At 69.3% G+C, this 19,536-nt stretch carries 19 protein-coding genes; 8 read left to right on the top strand and 11 right to left on the bottom strand.

Annotation, left to right across the window (positions count from 1 at the left end; translation table 11 throughout):
* Positions 1-4 precede the first annotated feature (4 nt).
* Complete coding sequence (locus CS1GBM4_RS14070; protein WP_186419356.1) at positions 5-1,657, bottom strand: acyl-CoA dehydrogenase family protein; 1,653 nt, start codon at positions 1,655-1,657, stop codon at positions 5-7.
* A 135-nt stretch (positions 1,658-1,792) separates the two neighbouring features.
* Between CS1GBM4_RS14070 and CS1GBM4_RS14075 the strand changes: the two genes are divergently transcribed.
* From CS1GBM4_RS14075 to CS1GBM4_RS14085, 3 genes are all read left to right on the top strand, one after another.
* The gene (locus tag CS1GBM4_RS14075; protein WP_244607255.1) at positions 1,793-4,159 is read left to right on the top strand and encodes a UvrD-helicase domain-containing protein; all 2,367 of its coding nucleotides are present in this window, start codon (positions 1,793-1,795) and stop codon (positions 4,157-4,159) included.
* Positions 4,160-4,265: 106 nt separating this feature from the next.
* Entirely contained in the window at positions 4,266-4,460 is a 195-nt protein-coding gene (locus tag CS1GBM4_RS14080) for a type II toxin-antitoxin system HicA family toxin (RefSeq protein WP_186419358.1), read from the top strand.
* Position 4,461: 1 nt separating this feature from the next.
* Positions 4,462-4,758, top strand: a complete 297-nt coding sequence (locus CS1GBM4_RS14085) for a type II toxin-antitoxin system HicB family antitoxin (protein WP_186419359.1) — start codon at positions 4,462-4,464, stop codon at positions 4,756-4,758.
* A 239-nt stretch (positions 4,759-4,997) separates the two neighbouring features.
* Here the strand turns inward: CS1GBM4_RS14085 and CS1GBM4_RS14090 are convergent, their stop codons facing one another.
* Positions 4,998-5,393 (bottom strand): helix-turn-helix domain-containing protein, encoded by a 396-nt coding sequence (locus tag CS1GBM4_RS14090; protein ID WP_186419799.1) that lies wholly within the window; start codon positions 5,391-5,393, stop codon positions 4,998-5,000.
* A gap of 124 nt (positions 5,394-5,517) precedes the next feature.
* Here CS1GBM4_RS14090 and CS1GBM4_RS14095 point away from each other — a divergent pair, with 124 nt between their 5' ends.
* On the top strand, positions 5,518-6,273 hold the full coding sequence (locus CS1GBM4_RS14095) for an SDR family oxidoreductase (RefSeq protein WP_186419360.1): 756 nt from the start codon (positions 5,518-5,520) through the stop codon (positions 6,271-6,273).
* A 108-nt stretch (positions 6,274-6,381) separates the two neighbouring features.
* Here CS1GBM4_RS14095 and CS1GBM4_RS14100 read toward each other — a convergent pair whose 3' ends face one another.
* On the bottom strand, positions 6,382-6,774 hold the full coding sequence (locus CS1GBM4_RS14100) for a VOC family protein (RefSeq protein ID WP_186419361.1): 393 nt from the start codon (positions 6,772-6,774) through the stop codon (positions 6,382-6,384).
* Positions 6,775-6,870: 96 nt separating this feature from the next.
* Between CS1GBM4_RS14100 and CS1GBM4_RS14105 the strand changes: the two genes are divergently transcribed.
* A complete protein-coding gene (locus tag CS1GBM4_RS14105; protein WP_186419362.1) occupies positions 6,871-7,818 on the top strand; it encodes a 50S ribosomal protein L11 methyltransferase in 948 nt (315 codons plus the stop codon).
* A gap of 45 nt (positions 7,819-7,863) precedes the next feature.
* Here CS1GBM4_RS14105 and CS1GBM4_RS24775 read toward each other — a convergent pair whose 3' ends face one another.
* On the bottom strand, positions 7,864-7,992 hold the full coding sequence (locus tag CS1GBM4_RS24775; RefSeq protein ID WP_280177718.1) for a hypothetical protein: 129 nt from the start codon (positions 7,990-7,992) through the stop codon (positions 7,864-7,866).
* Between the two features lie 56 nt (positions 7,993-8,048).
* Positions 8,049-8,291, bottom strand: coding sequence for a hypothetical protein (locus CS1GBM4_RS14110; protein ID WP_186419363.1), 243 nt, complete (start codon positions 8,289-8,291; stop codon positions 8,049-8,051).
* Positions 8,292-8,591: 300 nt separating this feature from the next.
* On the opposite strand from CS1GBM4_RS14110, the gene CS1GBM4_RS14115 reads away from it, so the two are divergent.
* Entirely contained in the window at positions 8,592-10,430 is a 1,839-nt protein-coding gene (locus CS1GBM4_RS14115; RefSeq protein WP_186419364.1) for an aminopeptidase P family protein, read from the top strand.
* A 78-nt stretch (positions 10,431-10,508) separates the two neighbouring features.
* Here CS1GBM4_RS14115 and CS1GBM4_RS14120 read toward each other — a convergent pair whose 3' ends face one another.
* The 5 genes from CS1GBM4_RS14120 to CS1GBM4_RS14140 form a co-directional block, all read right to left on the bottom strand.
* On the bottom strand, positions 10,509-11,471 hold the full coding sequence (locus CS1GBM4_RS14120) for a cysteine synthase family protein (protein ID WP_186419365.1): 963 nt from the start codon (positions 11,469-11,471) through the stop codon (positions 10,509-10,511).
* 20 nt (positions 11,472-11,491) lie between these two features.
* On the bottom strand, positions 11,492-11,791 hold the full coding sequence (locus CS1GBM4_RS14125; protein ID WP_186419366.1) for an AzlD domain-containing protein: 300 nt from the start codon (positions 11,789-11,791) through the stop codon (positions 11,492-11,494).
* Positions 11,788-12,501 carry an AzlC family ABC transporter permease gene (locus CS1GBM4_RS14130; RefSeq protein ID WP_186419367.1) on the bottom strand — a complete coding sequence of 238 codons (714 nt, stop codon included), beginning with the start codon at positions 12,499-12,501 and terminating at the stop codon, positions 11,788-11,790. The genes CS1GBM4_RS14125 and CS1GBM4_RS14130 overlap by 4 nt, the downstream gene beginning before the upstream one ends.
* Before the next feature lie 17 nt (positions 12,502-12,518).
* Positions 12,519-13,382 carry an AraC family transcriptional regulator gene (locus CS1GBM4_RS14135; RefSeq protein ID WP_186419368.1) on the bottom strand — a complete coding sequence of 288 codons (864 nt, stop codon included), beginning with the start codon at positions 13,380-13,382 and terminating at the stop codon, positions 12,519-12,521.
* A gap of 84 nt (positions 13,383-13,466) precedes the next feature.
* Positions 13,467-14,702: an MFS transporter gene (locus CS1GBM4_RS14140; RefSeq protein WP_186419369.1), complete on the bottom strand. Its 1,236-nt coding sequence runs from the start codon at positions 14,700-14,702 to the stop codon at positions 13,467-13,469.
* Between the two features lie 82 nt (positions 14,703-14,784).
* On the opposite strand from CS1GBM4_RS14140, the gene CS1GBM4_RS14145 reads away from it, so the two are divergent.
* Both CS1GBM4_RS14145 and pepT read left to right on the top strand, forming a co-directional pair.
* The gene (locus CS1GBM4_RS14145) at positions 14,785-15,825 is read left to right on the top strand and encodes an AraC family transcriptional regulator (protein WP_186419370.1); all 1,041 of its coding nucleotides are present in this window, start codon (positions 14,785-14,787) and stop codon (positions 15,823-15,825) included.
* Positions 15,826-15,897: 72 nt separating this feature from the next.
* Complete coding sequence (gene pepT, locus CS1GBM4_RS14150) at positions 15,898-17,127, top strand: peptidase T (protein ID WP_186419371.1); 1,230 nt, start codon at positions 15,898-15,900, stop codon at positions 17,125-17,127.
* 193 nt (positions 17,128-17,320) lie between these two features.
* On the opposite strand, the gene ligA is transcribed toward pepT, so the two are convergent.
* Positions 17,321-19,471, bottom strand: a complete 2,151-nt coding sequence (gene ligA, locus CS1GBM4_RS14155; RefSeq protein WP_186419372.1) for an NAD-dependent DNA ligase LigA — start codon at positions 19,469-19,471, stop codon at positions 17,321-17,323.
* Between the last annotated feature and the right edge of the window lie 65 nt (positions 19,472-19,536).

Here is a 19,536-nt window from a genome sequence, read left to right on the forward strand (position 1 = left end):
AGCCTCAAATCTCCGGCACCGCCCGCCGCGCCAGCGTCGCCGCGTCGACCGCGAGCGGCAGGTCGCCGAAATGCCCCGACCAGTGCCCGCCGAGCCGGGTCGCGACGAATGCGTCGGCGACCGCGTGCGGGGCGTGACGGATCAGCAGCGCGCCCTGCAGCAGCAGCGCCAGCCGTTCGGTCAGCAGACGCGCCTGGCCCTCATGGCGGATGAGCTCGTGCAGGTCGGTCTCCAGGACCTGCAGCGCCGCGTCGTAGCGCCGGTCCTGGCCTGAGACGGCGTGCAGCTCGGCGCGCAGCGCCTGCAGCGAGCCCGGCTCGCGCTCGAGCGAGCGCAGCACGTCGAGGCAGATGACGTTGCCGGAGCCCTCCCAGACCGAGTTGAGCGGCGCCTCGCGATAATGCCGCGCCATCGGGTTCTCCTCGATGAAGCCGTTGCCGCCATGGCATTCCAGCGCCTCGACCACGACCGCCGGCGCGCGTTTCGCCACCCAGTACTTCGCCAGCGGCGCGCCGATCCGCGCCAGCAGCTTCTCACCTTCCGAATGCTCCTGCCGGTCGACCGCGGCGAACAGCCGGAAGGCGAGCCAGGCGGCCGCCTCGGCCTCGATCGCGAGGTCGGCGAGCACGTTCTGCATGATCGGCTGGTCGATCAGCAGGCGCTGGAAGGCGGTGCGATGCGCGGCATGGTGGCCGGCGAGCATCACCGCCTGCCGCATCAGCCCGGCCGAGGCGGCGGCGATGTCGAGCCGCGTATTGTGGTTCATCGACAGCCCGGTGCGCAGGCCCCGGCCGGGATCGCCGAGCATATGGCCGATCGCGCCCCGGAACTCGACCTCGGAGGAGGCGTTCGAGCGGTTGCCGCTTTTGTCCTTGAGACGCTGGATCGCGATGCCGTTGCGTTCGCCGTCGGGTCGCCAGCCCGGCACGACGAAGCAGGAGATGCCCTCCTCGTTGCGCGCCAGCGTCAGGAAGACGTCGGAATGCGGCACCGAGAAGAACCATTTGCTCCCGTGCAGCGAATAGGTGCCGTCGCGATTGTCATAGGCGATGGTCTGGGTCTGGCGCAGATCCGAGCCGCCTTGCGTCTCGGTCATCGCCATGCCGACGGTCGCGCCCGTCTTGGCCTGAGCCGGCCTCTGCGTCTTGTCGTAGGTCTTCGAGGTGATCAGCGCGCCCCACTCGGCCCAGCGCGCCCGGTCCTGCTTCAGCACGGGAATCGCCGAATAGGTCATCGAGATCGGGCAGCAGATGCCGCTCTCGCAGCCATACCAGAGATATTGCAGCGCGGCCCGCGCCACCTGCGCCCCCGGCCCCGGCCGGTTCCAGGCGAGCGCATGCGTCTCCTGGCCGATGGCCCGGGCCATCAGCGCGTGCCAGGCCGGATGGAACTCGATCTGGTCGATGCGGTTTCCGAAGCGGTCATGGCTGCGCAATTCCGGCCCGTGCCGGTTGGCGAGCCGCGCCATCTCGATCGTCTCGGCCGCGCCGACCGTCCGCCCGGCCTCGTGCAGCCGCTCATCGGCCCAGCCGGCATCGAAGGCCGCGATCGCCGCCTTCAGCACCGGATCGGCGGCATAGGCGTCGTAATCGGCCAGCGGCGGCACCTGGTTGGTGACCTGGTGGGCGTGCCCCGGCGATGATCCTGCTGACGGCATCGGGCGCTCCTGCGGCTTATCCTGTTCGCGGCTGCATCCTGATCCAGCAATCCCCCGCGCGACACCCTATATTGACCGCAGAACGAATCACGATCGAGCAGCGTTCCCTTGTCCGACCAGTCCACCTCCGCCCCCCTGCCCCGTCCCGGCGGCCTCGCATCGCGTGCGGCCGCGCAGCCGGCAGCCGGCTACCTGCAAGGGCTCAATCCGGAGCAGCGCCAGGCGGTCGAGGCGACTGACGGGCCCGTGCTCGTGCTGGCCGGCGCCGGCACCGGCAAGACCCGCGTGCTCACCACCCGCATCGCCCATCTGATCGCGACGGGCCGCGCTTATCCCTCGCAGATCCTCGCCGTGACCTTCACCAACAAGGCGGCGCGCGAGATGAAGGAGCGCGTCGCCCATCTCGTCGGGCCGGTCGCCGAGGGCATGCCCTGGCTCGGCACTTTCCACTCGATCTCGGCCAAGCTGCTGCGCCGCCATGCCGAATTGGTCGACCTGCGCTCCGACTTCACCATCCTCGACACCGACGACCAGATCCGCCTGATGAAGCAGGTGATCCAGGCCGAAGGGATCGACGAGAAGCGCTGGCCCGGCCGGATGCTGGCCGGCTTCATCGACTCATGGAAGAACCGCGGCCTCGCGCCCAAGGACGTCCCGCCCGGCGAGGCCGCCGTCTTCGCCTCCGGCAAGGGCGGCAAGCTCTACGCCGCCTATCAGGACCGGCTGAAGACCCTGAACGCCGTCGATTTCGGCGATCTGCTGCTGCATTGCCTGACGCTGTTCCGCGAGCATCCGGAACTGCTGGCGAGCTATCACGAGCGCTTCCGCTACATCCTCGTCGACGAGTACCAGGACACCAACGTCGCCCAATATCTCTGGCTGCGCCTGCTGGCCCAGGGCCGGCGCAACATCGCCTGCGTCGGCGACGACGACCAGTCGATCTATGGCTGGCGCGGTGCCGAGGTCGACAACATCCTGCGCTTCGAGCACGACTTCCCGGGCGCGACCGTGATCCGGCTGGAGCGCAACTACCGCTCGACCGGCCATATCCTCGCCACCGCCGCCAAGCTGATCGCCCGCAACGAGGGCCGCCTCGGCAAGACGCTGCGCACCGAGGACGAGGCCGGCGAGAAGGTCACCATCACCGGCGCCTGGGACAGCCAGGAGGAGGCGCGCCTGATCTCGGACGAGATCGAGGCGATGCAGTCCAAGGGTGAGAATCTCGGCGAGATCGCGATCCTGGTCCGCATCTCCGCGCAGATGCGCGAGATCGAGGAACGCTTCGTCCATGTCGGCGTGCCCTATCGCGTCATCGGCGGCCCGCGCTTCTATGAGCGCGCCGAGATCCGCGACGCGCTGGCCTATCTGCGCTGCGTCGTTTCGCCGACCGACGACCTCGCCTTCGAGCGCATCGTCAACGTGCCCAAGCGCGGCCTCGGCGACGCCACCATCCAGCTCTTGCACAACCATGCCCGCGCCACCGGCTTCTCGCTGATGCAGTCGGCCCGGGCCGTGGTCGAGACCGAGGAGTTGAAGCCCAAAGCCCGCACGTCCCTGCGCGAGCTGGTCGAGGCTTTTGCCCGCTGGCAGGGCAAGGCCGAGGCGATGCAGCAGGGCGAGCTCGCCGAGCTGGTGCTGGAAGAATCCGGCTACACCGAGATGTGGCAGAAGGATCGCTCGGCCGATGCCGCCGGGCGCCTGGAAAACCTGAAGGAGCTGGTGCGTTCGCTCGACGAGTTCCCCGATTTGCCGGCCTTCCTCGAGCACGTCTCGCTGGTGATGGACGCCGACAGCGGCGATGGCGGCGCCCGCGTCTCGATCATGACGCTGCACGCCGCCAAGGGGCTGGAATTCGACACCGTCTTCCTGCCCGGCTGGGAGGAAGGGCTGTTCCCGAGCCAGCGCGCCCTCGACGAGAACGGCCGCGCGGGGCTGGAGGAGGAGCGCCGCCTCGCCCATGTCGGCCTGACCCGGGCGCGCAAGCGCCTGAAGCTCTATTTCGCCTCGAACCGCCGCATCCACGGCCTCTGGCAGTCGAGCCTGCCATCGCGCTTCATCGACGAATTGCCGGAAGACCATGTCGAGGTCGTCCAGGCCCCGACCGCCTACAGCCAGGGCGGCTATGGCGCCTCGCGCTTCGAGCGCATGGAGAGCTTCGGCTCCTCCTACCAGACGCCGGGCTGGCAGCGGGCGCAGGAGAACAAGGCGAAGTTCGGTTCGGGCGGCGGCTCGAGCAGCGGCAGCTCCGGTTTCTCGGAGAGCGGCCGCGGCTTCGGCTCAGGCGGTGGTTTCGGCAACCGCCAGCGCGGCCCCCTCCTGATCGAGGGCGAGCTGACGGCGAAATCGACCGGCACTTCCGCCTTCGATCCCGGCGCCCGCGTCTTCCACATCAAGTTCGGCCCCGGCTCGGTCGCCAGCGTCGACGGCAACAAGCTCACGGTGGATTTCGACAAGGCCGGAAGGAAAATGGTGCTGGACAGCTTCGTGCAGAAGGCGGGGTGAGCCCAGCTTCAACCCTCCTTCTCCGGGATGTTTGCAGTCATTTTCCCGGAGAGGGAAACGATTTTATGTGACTAGTTATGTGCCGTTCGATTCGTCCGAGGCACACATGCTCAACAACAGCGCCGACATCATTCGCCGCCTCGAACGCGAAGGCTGGGAATGCGCGCGCATCGCCGGCTCGCACCATGTCTTCAAAAAGCCGGGCGTCCGTGACAATATCTCGGTGCCGCATCCGAAGAAGAAACTCGGACCCGGTCTCGTGCTGAAGATCTACAAGCAGGCAGGCTGGCCCCGCGATTGAGATGACCCATTACGTCGCCATCATCGAGGATGCCGGCTCCGACCATGCCGTCGGCGTCTGGTTCCCGGACCTGCCCGGCTGCTTCTCGGCCGGCGACACGCTGGACGAGGCGATGGCGAACGCGCCCGAAGCCCTCGCGCTCTGGGTCGAGTCGATGGTCGAGGATGGAAAAGCGATCCCGCGCGCCCGCACGCCGAGCGAATTGAAGGCCGATCCCGAGGTCGCGGCCGATATCGCGGCGCATGCGATAGCGCTCATTCCGGCCCCGCGTCTCACCTTCCAGCCGGCTGCTGAATAACGGCGCGGGGATCCGTCATTCCGGGGCACGCCGAAGGCGTGAGCCCGGAACCCATGAACACGACCCGACAGCAGAACGCTCCGTCATTGCGAGCGAAGCGAAGCAATCCAAGCCGGCGGCGCGAGCCTTGCTAGATTGCTTCGTCGCTCTCGCTCCTCGCAATGACGACCTGACAGCGTGGTCATGGGTTCCGGGCTCGGGCCTGCGGCCCGCCCCGGAATGACGGGGAGCGCAGCGCCCTACCCCTCCTCCCGCTCCCGAAACGCCCGCCGCGCCGCCGAGACCTGCGCGTAATACGTCTCCGCCCAGGTCCAGACGCCGCAGAAGGCGGCGCTGAGCTCGCGGCCGAGCTCTGTCAGCGTGTAGTCGACATGCGGCGGGATCACCGGATGGATGGTGCGCACGACCAGCCCGTCGCGCTCCATCTCGCGCAGCGTCTTGGTCAGCATCTTCTGGCTGATGCCGCCGACGATGCGCCCGACCTCGCTGAAGCGCAGCGTGCCGTGCTCCTCGAGCGCCTCCAGCACCAGCATCGTCCATTTGTCGGCGACCTGCGCGATCACCTGCCGCACCAGCGATTCGACCGCCGGCGCAACCGGCGGGATCTCCTCGCTGCGCTTGTGCATCGCCGCCATCGCCTCGCGGATCGCATACATGCCGACACTCTCCTTTTGGTGCGTATCGAACTTTCGGGAGCCTTCTTTCCGTTGAAGAGTATCGACGCCAGCTGATGTTCCGCAACCAGGAAAGGGATTTGCGATGAACATGACGGGCAACACCATCCTCATCACCGGCGGCGGTTCCGGCATCGGCCGGGCGCTGGCCGAGGCCTTCCACAGGGCCGGCAACCAGGTCGTCATCGCCGGCCGGCGCGAGGCGCTGCTCCACGAGGTGACCTCGGCCAATCCGGGCATGGAAGCGCTCGTGCTCGACATTCAGGACGGCAACGACGTCGCGGCCTTCGCCAGCCAGGCGGTCGAGGCCTTTCCGGCGCTCAACGTCGTCATCCACAATGCCGGCATCATGCGTCCCGAGTCCGTCGCGGCCGGCGGTTTTCTCGCCACCGCCGAGGAGACGATCGCGACCAACCTGCTCGGCCCGATCCGGCTGACCGCCGCGCTGCTGCCGCATCTGCTGGCGCAGAAGCACGCGGCGGTCCTCACCATCTCCTCCGGCCTCGCCTTCGTGCCGCTGGCGACGACGCCGACCTACAGCGCGACCAAGGCCGCGATCCATTCCTGGTCGATGGCGCTGCGCGAGCAGCTGAAAGCGACCTCGGTCGAGGTCATCGAGATCGCCCCGCCTTACGTCCAGACCGAGCTGCTCGGCCCGCAGCAGGCGGTCGATCCCGCGGCGATGCCCCTGGCCGAGTTCACCGCCGAGGTGATGGCGCTGCTCGAAAGCCGGCCTGACACGGGCGAGATCATCGTCGAGCGCTGCAAGCCGCTGCGCTTTGCCGCCGAGAACGGCCAGGTCGACGCGATCTTCGCCCAGCTCGCCGCCCAGCACGGCTGAGTCCTCTCGCCCTTGCGAGCATAGCGCAGCAATCCAGAAGGCCTCGCTCGGTCCTCCTGGATTGCTTCGCCGCCTCGCTCCTCGCAATGGCGGAACGACCCGCGGCGCCTATTCCGCCTCATGGCAACAGACGCACAGCTTGTTGCCGTCCGGATCGCGAAAATAGGCGCCGTAATAATTCGGATGATAATGCGGCCGCAGGCCGGGCGGGCCCTCGCAGCGGCCGCCATGCGCCAGCGCCGCCGCATGGCAGCGATCGACGCTGGCGCGGTCGCCCGCGAGCAGCGCGACCATCTGGCCGTTGCCGACGCCGGCAGCCTTGCCGTCGAACGGGGCGGACAGGATGAAGAGCGGCCGCCCCCCGGCCCGTTGCTGCCATGCGGCCCAGGGCTTCTCGCGGTCGCAGAAGCGCAGCCTGTGGCCGAGCTCGGCGAACAGCGCCTCATAGAAGGCGAAAGCCGGCTCGAAAGCGTTGGTACCGACAGTCACATGCGACAGCATTGGCTTACTCCCGGACAGGAGGCCAGATTAGGTGAGACCGCGCCCTTGCCAAGCGCGGCACATGACATCCGTCCATGCCCCTGCTAAGCCCCCGCCATGCGCGAAGGCCTCCTCCCATCGACGGTCGCGACCGTCCTCGAACTCTCGACCAGCGGCGACAAGGCGCGCGCCTTGACCGAACTGCTCGGAGAGGTCTTCGACCCGACCGAGACCGCCGTCTCGGCCTTCGAGGTCGAGAGCGGCGTCACCAGCCTGTCGCTCAACGCGCCCTGGAAGGTCGAGATCTATTTCGCGACGCATCCGGACGAGGAGGCGGTGCGCGACATGCTCCGGCCCATCGTCGGCGACGGCATCGACACCACCCCCTTCACCACGGTGAAGCAGCAGGATTGGGTCGCCGCCAGCCTGGAGGGCCTGCAGCCGGTGCGCGCCGGCAGAGTCCTCGTCCATGGTTCGCATGACCGGGCGGCGGTGAAGGTCAACGACGTCGCCATCGAGATCGAGGCGGCTCTGGCCTTCGGCACCGGCCATCACGGCACCACCGCCGGCTGCCTGCTGGCGCTCGACGCCGAACTGAAGAAGCGCCGGCCGAAGCACGCCATCGATGTCGGCACCGGTACCGGCATCCTGGCCCTGGCGCTCGCCAAGCAGGTCAAGCGCAAAGTCGTCGCCGGCGACATCGACGCGATCGCGATCGAGGTCTCGGCCCGCAACGCCAGGATCAACGCCGCGCCCCAGGCGCTCGACCTCTATGTCGCGCCGGGCCTGCGCCACGCCAAGGCGAACCGGCCCCGGCATTTCGACCTGATCTTCGCCAACATCCTGGCCGGACCGCTGCGCAAGCTCGCCCCCGCCATCGCCCGCGCCCTCTCCGACGACGGCACGGTGATCCTGTCGGGGCTGCTGGAGATGGACGTCGCCGGCGTCGTCTCGGCCTATCGCCATCAGGGGCTGGCGCTGGCGCGGCGTTCCTCGCGCGAGGGCTGGGCGACCCTGGTCATGAAAAGAGGCGGCGCAGCCGCCAGGCCGCGCCGCCTCTCCTAGGCCTTCTGCTTCACATGGACCGAGGCGGCCGAAGCCGCCGCCGGATCAGAAGCCGAGATGGCCGTACTTCTCTTCGGCCTGCGCCTGCATGGTGCGGGCATCGTGCCAGACGGCGGCGGCGAACTTGGCGGCGTCGACAACTGCCTCATAGGCATACTTGATGAGGGCGATCATGGTTCGGTTCCTTTGCGGCTGCGCGCGGCGCGTATCGCGGCCTGCGGCGCTCGAAATCAGTGGTTGAACGGCAGCGCGTCGTCGTTTTTCAGCGTCGTCGCCGGGAAGCCGCCGAGCACCAGCTCGGATTCGCGCACCAGATAGCTGTGGGCGCGCAGCTCGCGCAGCGCCGAACGGCGGCGGCTCTCGATCATCGCGGCGTAGAAGCGCTGCCAGAAGCCCTGGCCGGCGGTCTTGTCCGTCGCCTCCGCGCGGGTCGCGGCCGGCAGCACGTCTGTGGAATTCAGCACATAGGTCATAGGGTCTCTCCTCAGATCACGAAGGACAGTCCCGGTCGCTTCCTCGTTCTCTTATGCGACTAAAGTGGGCCGTCTTCGCACTTGCGAGAAGACGTGTTCGCATATGCACAACATGCAAAAAACGCATAACGGAAGAACAGATCCGTTAACGACTGCGCACCTCGCATAGCCGGCAGGCACACTGCTCCGATGCGAGGCAGTATGGGCCCGCTCCGGAAGCAGGTGCGAAACGGCAGTTTTGCACTGGCCTTTCGGCGGCCGCGAGGCGAGCATGCCGGCTCCCAGCCCTCCGAGCCCGACATGACCGAGACCTCCCGCAAGACCGCCTGCCGTTTCCAGTCCTTCGCCGAGCCGAGCGATCCCTCGCAGGTCGCGCCGCGCGTCGCGGCCTTGCGCGCCGCGCTCGCAAAGCAGGGCCTCGACGGCTTCGTCGTCCCGCGCGCCGACGAGCATCAGGGCGAATACGTTCCCGCCCATATGGCGCGCCTCGCCTGGCTCACCGGCTTCACCGGCTCGGCCGGCAACGCCGTCGTGCTCGCCGACAAGGCGGCCCTGATCGTCGACGGCCGCTACACCATCCAGTCGGCGGCCCAGACCGACACGGACGTGGTGACGCCGACGAAGATGGAGGAGACCCCGCTCGACAAATGGATCGAGGCCAATCTGCCGGCCGGAGGCAAGCTGGGCTACGATCCCTGGCTCCACACCGTCGACGGCGTCGCCCGGCTGGAGAAGGCGGCGGCCGCCGCCGGCGGTATGCTGGTGCCGGTATCGCCGAACCCGATCGACGCGCTCTGGAGCGACCGCCCTGCCCCGCCGACCGCCGCAGTCAAGGCGCATCCGGCCGTCTATGCCGGCGAGAGCAGCGCCGACAAGCTCGCCAGGATCCAGAAGGAACTCGCCGCGGCCAGGGTCGATGCGCTCGTGCTCTCCGATCCGCATGCGCTGGCCTGGACCTTCAACATCCGCGGCGGCGACGTCGAGCACACGCCGCTGCCGCTCGGCTATGCCATCGTGCCGCGCGAGGGGCGGCCGACCGTCTTCCTCGCGCCGGAGAAGATCACCAACGAGGCCGGCGACGCCATCGGCGCGCTCGGCGAGATCGCCCCGCCGCAGGCGCTGGCGCAGCAACTCGAGGCGCTCGGCGCCGCCAGGGCCAAGGTCCGGCTCGATTCCGCGACGGCCGCATCGGCCCTCGCCACCTTGATCCGCGATGCCGGCGGCACGCCTGAGGCCGGCGCCGACCCGACCGCGCTGATGAAGGCGAGGAAGAACGAGGCCGAGCTCGCCGGCAGCCGGCAGGCCCACCTGCGCGACGGCGCCGCGATCGTGCGCTTCCTGTCCTGGCTGGCGCGCGAGGCGCCGAAGGGGGAACTGACCGAGATCGACGCCGTCGCCGCGCTGGAGGCCGAGCGGCTGAAGACCGGCGACCTGCGCGACGTCTCCTTCGCCACCATCGCCGGCGCCGGCCCGAACGCGGCGCTGCCGCATTATCGCGTCTCCGAGGCGAGCAACCGCAGGATCGAGCCCGGCATCTTCCTGGTCGATTCCGGCGGCCAATACGAAGACGGCACCACCGACATCACCCGCACCATGGCCGTCGGGGAGCCGAGCGCGGAGATGTGCGATCGCTACACCCGCGTGCTCAAGGGCCATGTCGCCATCTCGCGCGCCATCTTCCCGAAGGGGACGTCGGGCGCCCAGCTCGACGCCTTCGCCCGCGCCCCGCTCTGGCAGGCCGGTCTCGACTTCGACCACGGCACCGGCCACGGTGTCGGCAGCTATCTCTCGGTGCATGAGGGGCCGCAGCGGCTCTCCAAGCTCGGCACCACACCGCTCGAGCCGGGCATGATCCTCTCGAACGAGCCCGGCTACTACAAGGAGGGCGCCTACGGCATCCGCATCGAGAACCTGATCGTGGTCGAGGAGCGCGCGATTCCCGGCGCCGAGCGCACCATGTACGGTTTCGAGACCATCACCTGGTGCCCCTATGAGCGCGCCCTGATCGACCTCTCGCTGCTCGACGAGGGCGAGATCGCCTGGATCAACGCCTATCACGCGCAGGTCTGGAGCAATCTCGCGCCGCTGGTCGAAGGCGAGGCGAAGGCCTGGCTCGAGCAGGCGTGTCTGCCGTTGTGAAAGGATGAGGCGCGGGCTCCTCTCTCCAGGAAGGAGAGGGTTCCCCGCGCTTTCCTCGCGGCGAAGTGCTCTCGGGGCTCACCGCCACAGATCCGTCGACAGATACTTCAAGCCGGAATCGCAGACGATGACGGCAACAGTCTTCCCGGCCTCCCACCCGCGCAGCAGCTGAATCGCCGCCGCGACATTCGCCCCGGCCGAGAACCCGCCGAAGATACCTTCATGCCGCGCCAGCAGCCGCGTCGTCTCGCGCGCCTCTTCGCCGGTGACCTGCAGATAGCCGTCGACCGGCACATCCCGGAGGAAAGCGAGCTCGGCCAGCGCATAGCCGCCGCCCTGGATCGGATGATCGGGCCTTGTCACCGCCTCGCCCGCCGCAGCGGCTGCGCCGGCCGGCTCGACCACATAGCAGCGCACGGCCGGGCTGCGCTCCTTCAGCGCCCTGGTCACCCCGGCATAGCTGCCGCCCGAGCCGATGAAATCGACGAAGGCGTCGATCGCCCCGCCGCTCTGCTCCCAGAGCTCCGGCCCGGTGGTGCGGTAATGCGCCAGCCAGTTGCCGTCGCGGTTGAACTGATCGGCGCGGAAGGCGCCGCGCTCCTGCGTGATCCGCTTCGCCTCTCTGTCGACCAGTTCGAGATCGCCGCCCGAAACCTGCCCCGGCACAGAGCCGGGCAGTTGGTCGACCAGCACGACCTCCGCTCCGAGCGCCCGCATCATCCGGGCGCGTTCTTCCGAATTGCCCTTCGACATCACCGCGATGAAGGGATAACCCCTGATCCCGCAGACGATGGCGAGCCCGGTGCCCATATTGCCGGAAGTAAGCTCGACCACGGTCTGGCCGGGCTTCAGCGCGCCCGATGCTTCCGCCTCCTCGATGATGCCCAGCGCGGCCCGATCCTTCTTCGAGAAGCCGGGATTGAGATAGTCGAGCTTGGCGAGAATGGTTCCTCTGGCGCCGAGATGCCGCGTCAAGCGATCGAGCCGGACCAGCGGCGTATCGCCGATCGCCTCGACCACGGAATTCATCACGGCGCGCATGCGTTTCCCTCCGGCCGGCCTCAGGCCACCATGCGCAAGGCAACCACGCTCGCGACGCCGACGGCAACCACGCCGAGCAACGGCAGTCGCGTCGCGGCGAGCGCGGTGATCGCCGCCGCGATCGTCTCCGGCCAGCCTGTCGCCAGCGCGCTCGGGGCGATCACCGCGATCAGCACGGCCGGCGGGATCGCGTCGAAGGCAGCCTGGGCCCGCGGCGACAGGGTCAGCCGGTCGGCGAGGGCGAGGCCGGCGATGCGCGTGAGATAGGTCACCACCGCCATGCCGAGGATGGCTGCGAGGTTGAGCGGATCGAAGCTCATCGCTCCGCCTCCGTCGCGGCTGTCCGGTGCGGCTCCGCTCCCGCGGCGATCCACGCGGCCGCGAGCCCGCTGAGCGCGCCGGCGAGCACATGCCAGGGCGGCCCGGCCAGTTTGTAGGTCAGCGCCGAGGCGATTCCGGCCGCCGCCACCGTCCAGGCTGTCACCCGGCCCTTCCAGAAGGCGGCGGTCAGGGCGATGAAGATCGCGGTGAAGGCGAAATCGGCGCCGAAGCGGCGTGGATCGCCGAGTGCCGCGCCGACCAGCGCGCCGACCATCGACATGGCCAGCCAGCCGGCGACGAAGGGCACGATCATCCCGAACCAATAGGCCGGGGTCAGCGCCCGCAGCCGCGCCCGTTTCTCGGCCAGCGCCCAATTCTCGTCGGCCATGTAGTAGAGTCCGGCGAGCTTCTGGCCGGTGCTGAAGCCGCCGAGCTTGGGCGCGAGCGAGGCGCTCATCAGCACATGGCGCGAATTGATCAGCAGCGTCGAGAAGATCAGCGCCAGGACCGGCGTCGGGCTCGCCCACATCTCGACCGCGGCGAATTGCGCGCCGCCGGCGAAGACGAGCGCGCTCATCGCGAAGACCTCGAGCGGCGACAGGCCCTTGCCGGCCGCGAGCGCGCCGAAGAGCAGGCCGAAGGGCATGGCCGCGATCATCGCCGGCCAGATATCGCTGAAGCCCAAGCGGGCGTCGTCGCACACGGACATCGTGATCCTGTCGTGGTTCAGCCGTGATGGGCGGCGCGGAAGACGCCCGGCGTCACGCCGAGCCTCGCCTTGAAGGCGCGGGTCAGATGCGCCTGGTCGCAGAAGCCGGTGGCGGCCGCGACCGCTCCGGGGGATTCGCCGCGCCGCAGCCGCTCCCGGGCCCGCCGGACGCGGACATCGACGAGATAGGCGTGCGGCGTCAGCCCGGTCTCGCGCCGGAAGGCGCGGATCAGGTGATGCCGCGGCAGGCCCGAACGCTGGGTGAGGTCCGCCAGCGACAGGTCCTCGTCATAGCGCTGCTCGAGCAGTTCCTTCGCCTGGGCGATCGGCCCGCGCTCGCGCCCGATCTCGCGGACGGTGAGGTCGGCATGGCGCGACAGGCACCAGCCATAGGCGCGCAGCAGGCCCTCCTCGCCGGCGAGCCCGTCGCCGCCCTCCTCCAGGGCGCGGTGCGCGGCGGAGAACAGGGCGGAGCCTTCCGGATCCTGCACCGTCGGCTCGGGGAAGAAGGGTGTGCCGACCGTATCGTCGCCGGTGAGCGAGATCGCGACCTCGCGCATCAGCTCGATCGTCGGATAGGTCATCCGGTAGCGATAGCCGCCCTCGCTCGGCGCGCCGTCATGGACGTCGAGCGGGTGGTTGAAGACGAGATCGCCGGTGCGGGCGAAGAGCGTGCGGCCGCGGGCATGCCAGACCTCGCAACCCGACAGGATCGTGCCGACCGCATAGGTCTCGTGCGCATGGGGCAGATAGGTGTGGGTCGAGAATCGCGCCGAAAGACATTCCAGATCGGAGAAGCGCGCCGCCGTGAACAGGCGGGCATGTTCCCCCGCCCGCAGCGGCGTCTCCAGCAATGCGTCGCCCTGGCTGATCAGATCCATGCCGCAAGATAGAGCGGAAGCCGGCCGGCCTGTCTTGAAGAAAAGTGATGGCGGCGATCACGCGACCGTCGCCATCCGCTCGGGTCAGAGCGCGGCGGTGACGGCGCCCGCCGCCGGCGGCTCGCGGCCGGCGGCGAGCACCAGCCCGGCGCCGAGCAGCGTTGCGACGGCGAGATAGCCGACGGCTCCGAGCGCTCCGAGATGATCGACCAGGAGCCCGCCGAGGACGGCTCCGCCCGCGATCGCGACCTGGAACGCGGCGACCAGCAGGCCGCCGGCGGCCTCGGCCTGGTCGGCCGCGACGCGCACCGTCCAGGTCTGGATGCCGACCGGCAGGAAGCCGAAGAAGAAGCCCCAGGCCGCGACCGCGGCCGCGGAGACCGCGAGCGAGCTCCCGGCGAAGGCCATGGCGAGCGCCGCGACGCCGATGGCGAGCGCCCCGATCACCACCGCCGCCTTGACGCTGCGTGCCACCACGGCCCCGCCGGCGAGATTGCCGAAGAAGCCGCCGACGCCATAGGCGAGCAGGACGAGCGAGATCAGCTCGACCTTGAGCAGCGGCACCTGCTCGAGGAAGGGGCGGACATAGGTGAAGCCGGCGAAATGGCCGGAGATGATCACCAGCACCGCGAGCAGCACCAGCCGCACCGCCGGCCGGCCGAGCAGCTCGCCGAGCGTGCGCAGGCTCGGCGCGGCGAGCGGCGGCAGGCGCGGCAGCGTCAACACCTGCGCCAGCAGCGTGAGCCCGCCGATGGCTGCCGAGAGCACGAACACCGCGCGCCAGCCGATCAGGTCGCCGAGATAGGCGCCGACCGGCGCGGCGCTGACCGTCGCCACCGAGACGCCGGTGAAGATGATCGCCATGGCCCGCGGCATCGCCTCCATCGGCACGAGCCGCATCGCCGTCGCCGCGGCCATCGACCAGAAGCCGCCGAGGCCGATGCCGAGCAGCAGCCGGGCGCCGAGCAGCATGACGAGGCCGTTGGCCGCCGCCGCCAGCAGGCTCGACAGGATGAGCAGGACGGTCAGGGACCACATCACCACCCGCCGGTCGAGTCTGCGCGTGACGATCGCAGTGGCGATGCCGGCGACGGCGCCGATGACAGCGGTGGCGGTGACGGCCTGGCCGGCAGCGCCGTCGCTGATGCGCAAGTCCGCCGCGATCGGCGTCAGCAGGCTGGCGGGCAGGAACTCGGCGGTGACGAGGCCGAACACGCCCATGGCGAGCGAGACGATTCCGGCCCAGGCGGCATCCGTCCGCGCTTCGGGCGGGGTGCTGACGAATTCGGGATCGGCGGTGGCTGACAGGGAATCGGACATGACTGGCTCCAAACAGGCCGGAGAAGTTCGGACCACCGAGTTAGGCGTGACCGGCTGGAGCTTCCATGCTAGAAAACCCGCGATGCTTGACCAATCGTCCAGAAGAACCGGGCCGGACCCGCTGACGGAGATGCTTCGCGGCCTCCGGCTCGAAGGCGTCGACTATGCTCGCTACCAGATGACGGCCCCCTGGGGGCTGCTGTTCCCAGCGCAAGGAGCGGCGCGCTTCCACTTCATGGCCGAGCGCGGCTGCTGGCTGCGCACCCCGGAGGGCGACTGGGTCCGGCTCGAACAGGGCGATGCCGTGCTGATGCCGCGCGGCGCCGAGCACGCGCTGGCGAGCGAGCCCGGCGCCTGCACCGCGCCGCTCGGCCCCTGCGCCTTCGAGCGCTGCTGCGGCGAGATTGCCGAGGCGCGCGGCGGCGGCGATGGCGCGGCCACGCTGTTCTTCAGCGCCAGCCTGAATTTCAACGTCGACGCCCAGCACCCGCTGCTGCGGATGATGCCGGAGCTGATGTGGGTGCACGAGATGGCGCTCCACGAGCCGGGGATTCCGCCACTGCTCGGCAGCATGGCGTGCGAACTCGCCCTCGATCGCGTCGGCGCCGGCGGTATCCTGACCCGGCTCGCCGACGTCGTCGCCGCCGCCCTGATCCGCTCCTGGGTCGAACGCGGCTGCGGCAGCGCCACCGGCTGGGTCGCCGCCGCCCGCGACCCCGATATCGGCCGCGTCCTCGCCGCGATCCATCTCGACCCGAGCGAGGACTGGACCGTCGATGCGCTCGCTCGCGTGATGCACGCCTCGCGCTCCGCCTTCGCCGAGCGCTTCGCCGCGATCGTCGGCGAGACGCCGGCGCGCTATGTCGCGCAGGTCAGGATGCATCAGGCCAGGCAATGGCTGGAACGCGACCGGATGCGGATCGCCGTCGTCGCCCGCCGCCTCGGCTATGATTCGGAAGCCTCCTTCAGCCGGGCCTTCAAGCGCGTGATCGGCAAGCCGCCGAGCCATTTCCGCGCGGCCGAGCAGCCGGCTCCCTCGGCCCGGCCCGTCGACGCCTCCCCTGCCGGCGGGTTTCCCGTCATTGCGAGGAGCGAAGCGACGAAGCAATCCAGGGAAGCGTAGAGCTCTGCCGCTTCTGGATCGCTTCGCTTACGCTCGCGATGACCAACATCCCGCGAACGAATACGGACGACGATGAGCATCCGCCAGCACCTGATCGAGCGCTTCTTCCGCTATCTCGCCATCCCCAGCCAGAGCGACGTCAGGGCGGCGACGCTGCCGAGCACGCCAGGGCAGCAGCGCCTCGCGCAAGTGCTGGCCGAGGAGCTGCGCACGCTCGGCCTCGCCGATGTCGCCATCGACGAGCGCGCCACCGTCACGGCGCTGAAGCGAGGCACGGTGCCGGACGCGCCGCGGATCGGCTTCATCGCCCATCTCGACACGTTCGACGCCGGCCTCTCGCCCGAGATCCGCCCGCAGCTGCTGCGCTTCGAAGGCGAGGACCTCTGCCTCAACCGCGACGAGGACATCTGGCTGCGCGTCGCCGAGCATCCGCAGCTACGCGACTGGCTGGGCGCCGAGATCATCGCCGGCGACGGCACCAGCGTGCTCGGCGCCGACAACAAGGCGGCGATCGCGGTGATCATGACCCTGCTCGCCACGCTCGGCCCGCAGGACCGCCATGGCGACATCGCCGTCGCCTTCGTGCCGGACGAGGAGATCGGCCTGCGCGGCGCCAAGGCGCTCGACCTCGCGCGCTTCCCCTGCGACTTCGCCTATACGATCGACTGCTGCGAGCTGGGCGAGGTGGTGATCGAGAACTTCAACGCCGCCAGCGCCGAGATCACCCTGACCGGCGTCAGCACCCACCCGATGTCGGCCAAGGGGGTCCTGGTCAATCCGGTGCTGATGGCCCACGACTTCATCGACCGCTTCGATCGGGCGCAGACGCCGGAGCGCACCGAAGGGCGCGAGGGCTATGTCTGGTTCAACGCCATCACCGCCAATGCCAGCGAGGCGAAGCTCGGCGCCCTGATCCGCGATTTCGACAAGGCCAGCTTCGAGGCGCGCAAGCGCCGCATCGAGGAGGTCGCGGCCGAGATCGCCGCGCTCTATCCGACCGGCCGGGTCGAATGCACGGTCAGCGACACCTACGGCAACATCCATGACAGCCTCGGCGACGACCAGCGCCCGGTCGATCTGCTCTTTTCCGCGCTGGAGGCCTTGCAGATCCGGAAGAAGCAGATCCCGATGCGCGGCGGCACCGACGGCGCCGCGCTCTCGGCCCGCGGCCTGCCGACCCCGAACTTCTTCACCGGCGCCTACAACTTCCACTCGCGCTACGAATTCCTGCCGGTGCCCGCCTTCGAGAAGTCGTATGAGGTGGCACGGATGATCTGCACGCTGGCGGGGGAGCAAAGGTAAGAGCAGCCCCAACAACCGCGGGATCCCCTCTCCCGGATGGGAGAGGGGTAGGGGCGAGGGACCGCCGCTGATTGCTGGAACGCGACGCCGCGGCCGCGCCTTCTACGGATAGGGCGGGCCCTCATCCCTGCCCTTCTCCCATACGGGAGAAGGGTTCCCCGCACTCTTCATCAAGCGCAATTCCCAGGCAAACCTACCCGCCAACCAACTCGAACCAGCCGGCCTCGTCGATCACCGTGACGCCGTGCTTGGCGGCGTCCTTGAGCTTCGAACCCGCCCCCGGCCCCGCCACCAGCAGGTTCGTCTTCGACGAGACGGAGCCGGCCACCTTGGCGCCGAGCCGCTCGGCCATCGCCTTGGCCTCGTCGCGGGTCATGCGTTCCAGCGCGCCGGTGAAGACCACGATCTGCCCGGCGACCGGGCTGGACGAGGCCACCGCCTCCAGCGGCTGCGGCGAGACCTCGGCGAGCAGCCGGGCGAGCATCTGCTGATTATGCGCCTCGGCGAAGAATTGCAGCAGCGCCTCGACCACGGTCGGGCCGACGCCGTCGATCGCGTCGAGCGCCGCGCGCTCCTCGCTCGCGGGGTCCTGCGCGGCGAGGCAGGCCGCCTGCAGCGCTTCGAACGTGCCGTAATTCCGGGCGAGCAGCCGCGCATTGGTCTCGCCGATATGGCGGATGCCGAGCCCGAAGATGAAGCGGTTGAGCGGCGGCCTGCGCCGGTCCTCGATCGCCTCGAACAGCTTCCTGGTGCTGGTCGCGCCGAAGCCCTCCTTGTCCTTGAGCTTCCTGAGGTTGGCCGCGTCGCGCCGCGCCAGCGTGAAGATGTCGGCCGGCTCCTTCACCGGCAGGTCCGGATCGGCGTGGAAGAACTCGATCTGCTTGTCGCCGAGCCCGTCGATGTCGAGCGCGTCGCGCGAGACGAAATGCTTCAGGCGCTCGACGGCCTGCGCCGCGCAGATCAGCCCGCCGGTGCAGCGGCGCACCGCATCCTCCTTGCCCGAGCGCGGATTGTGCTCGCGCACCGCGTCCGAGCCGCAGACCGGGCAGGTCGTCGGGAAGACGTAGGGCTGGGCATCGGCCGGGCGCTTGGTCAGGTCGACCGCCTCGACGCGCGGGATCACGTCGCCGGCGCGCTTCACCGTGACGGTATCGCCGATGCGGATGTCGCTGCCGTCGCGGATCGGCTGCCCCTTCGAGTCGAAGCCGCGGATATAGTCCTCGTTGTGCAGCGTCGCATTGGTGACGACGACACCGCCGACCGTCACGGGCCGCAGCCGCGCCACCGGCGACAGCGCGCCGGTGCGGCCGACCTGGATGTCGATCGCCTCCAGCACCGTGGTCGCGAGCTCGGCCGGGAATTTATGGGCGATCGCCCAGCGCGGCGCGCGCGCGACGAAGCCGAGCCGCTGCTGCAGGGCGAGGTCGTCGACCTTGTAGACAACGCCGTCGATGTCGTAGCCGAGCGTGGCGCGCTGCGCCTCGATCGCGCGGTAATGCGCCAGCAGTTCCTCGACGCTCGCGCAGCGGACCATCAGCGGGTTGGTGCGGAAGCCCCAGCGCGCGAAGGCCTCGACCACGCCGAACTGCGTCGGCGCCGGCAGCTCCGGCATCTCGCCCCAGGCATAGGCGAAGAAGCGCAGCGGCCGGCTCGCGGTGATCGAGACGTCGAGCTGGCGCAGCGAGCCGGCGGCCGCATTGCGCGGATTGGCGAATTCGCGTTCCTGCTTCTCGCGCTGGCGCTGGTTGATCGCGGCGAAATCGGCGTGGCCGAGATAGACCTCGCCGCGCACCTCGGCGATCTCTGGCAGGTCCGTCCCCTTCAGCCGGTGCGGGATTTCCGAGACGGTGCGGGCATTGGCGGTGACGTCCTCGCCCTCCTCGCCGTCGCCCCGGGTCGCGGCGCTGACCAGCTCGCCCTTCTCGTAGCGCAGCGACAGCGACAAGCCGTCGATCTTCGGCTCGGCTGTGAAGGCGAGCGGCTGGTCGTCCTTGCGGCCGAGGAAGGTCCGGACGCGGGTGACGAAATCGGCGATGTCCTCGTCGCTGAAGGCATTGCCGAGCGAGAGCATCGGCACCCGATGCCGGATCTTGGCGAACTTGCCGGACGGCTTGGCGCCGACCTTGTCGGAGAGCGCCTCGGCGCCCCTGAGCTCGGGGAACGCCCCTTCGAGCGCCTCGAGCCGCCGCCGCTTTTCGTCATAGACGGAATCGTCCAGGACCGGTGCGTCGTCCTGGAAATAGGCGCGGTCCGCCTCGGCGATCGCCACGGCCAGCAGCTTGTGCTCCGCGCGGGCCGCCTCGGGAGTGAGATCTTCGACGGGGGTGGGAACAGTCTCGGGCATGGCGCCGTTCTAGTTCAGGGGCGGTCTTCTGCGAAGCTCTCTGTCACGCGCCTGCCGGTTTGTGG

The organism is Allobosea sp. CS1GBMeth4 (genome assembly GCF_900185715.1).
Classification (GTDB): Bacteria; Pseudomonadota; Alphaproteobacteria; order Rhizobiales; family Beijerinckiaceae; genus Allobosea.

What these genes read in the sequence shown, in the direction of transcription:
- CS1GBM4_RS14135 (WP_186419368.1), bottom strand. Translation starts at nt 13,382, where the DNA reads ATGGATCTGATCAGCCAGGGCGACGCATTGCTGGAGACGCCGCTGCGG.
- CS1GBM4_RS14115 (WP_186419364.1), top strand. Translation starts at nt 8,592, where the DNA reads ATGACCGAGACCTCCCGCAAGACCGCCTGCCGTTTCCAGTCCTTCGCC.
- CS1GBM4_RS14130 (WP_186419367.1), bottom strand. Translation starts at nt 12,501, where the DNA reads ATGTCCGTGTGCGACGACGCCCGCTTGGGCTTCAGCGATATCTGGCCG.
- ligA (WP_186419372.1), bottom strand. Translation starts at nt 19,471, where the DNA reads ATGCCCGAGACTGTTCCCACCCCCGTCGAAGATCTCACTCCCGAGGCG.
- pepT (WP_186419371.1), top strand. Translation starts at nt 15,898, where the DNA reads ATGAGCATCCGCCAGCACCTGATCGAGCGCTTCTTCCGCTATCTCGCC.
- CS1GBM4_RS14090 (WP_186419799.1), bottom strand. Translation starts at nt 5,393, where the DNA reads ATGGCGGCGATGCACAAGCGCAGCGAGGAGATCCCGCCGGTTGCGCCG.
- CS1GBM4_RS14095 (WP_186419360.1), top strand. Translation starts at nt 5,518, where the DNA reads ATGAACATGACGGGCAACACCATCCTCATCACCGGCGGCGGTTCCGGC.
- CS1GBM4_RS14080 (WP_186419358.1), top strand. Translation starts at nt 4,266, where the DNA reads ATGCTCAACAACAGCGCCGACATCATTCGCCGCCTCGAACGCGAAGGC.
- CS1GBM4_RS14145 (WP_186419370.1), top strand. Translation starts at nt 14,785, where the DNA reads ATGCTTGACCAATCGTCCAGAAGAACCGGGCCGGACCCGCTGACGGAG.
- CS1GBM4_RS14125 (WP_186419366.1), bottom strand. Translation starts at nt 11,791, where the DNA reads ATGAGCTTCGATCCGCTCAACCTCGCAGCCATCCTCGGCATGGCGGTG.
- CS1GBM4_RS14070 (WP_186419356.1), bottom strand. Translation starts at nt 1,657, where the DNA reads ATGCCGTCAGCAGGATCATCGCCGGGGCACGCCCACCAGGTCACCAAC.
- CS1GBM4_RS14140 (WP_186419369.1), bottom strand. Translation starts at nt 14,702, where the DNA reads ATGTCCGATTCCCTGTCAGCCACCGCCGATCCCGAATTCGTCAGCACC.
- CS1GBM4_RS24775 (WP_280177718.1), bottom strand. Translation starts at nt 7,992, where the DNA reads ATGATCGCCCTCATCAAGTATGCCTATGAGGCAGTTGTCGACGCCGCC.
- CS1GBM4_RS14110 (WP_186419363.1), bottom strand. Translation starts at nt 8,291, where the DNA reads ATGACCTATGTGCTGAATTCCACAGACGTGCTGCCGGCCGCGACCCGC.
- CS1GBM4_RS14085 (WP_186419359.1), top strand. Translation starts at nt 4,462, where the DNA reads ATGACCCATTACGTCGCCATCATCGAGGATGCCGGCTCCGACCATGCC.
- CS1GBM4_RS14105 (WP_186419362.1), top strand. Translation starts at nt 6,871, where the DNA reads ATGCGCGAAGGCCTCCTCCCATCGACGGTCGCGACCGTCCTCGAACTC.
- CS1GBM4_RS14100 (WP_186419361.1), bottom strand. Translation starts at nt 6,774, where the DNA reads ATGCTGTCGCATGTGACTGTCGGTACCAACGCTTTCGAGCCGGCTTTC.
- CS1GBM4_RS14120 (WP_186419365.1), bottom strand. Translation starts at nt 11,471, where the DNA reads ATGCGCGCCGTGATGAATTCCGTGGTCGAGGCGATCGGCGATACGCCG.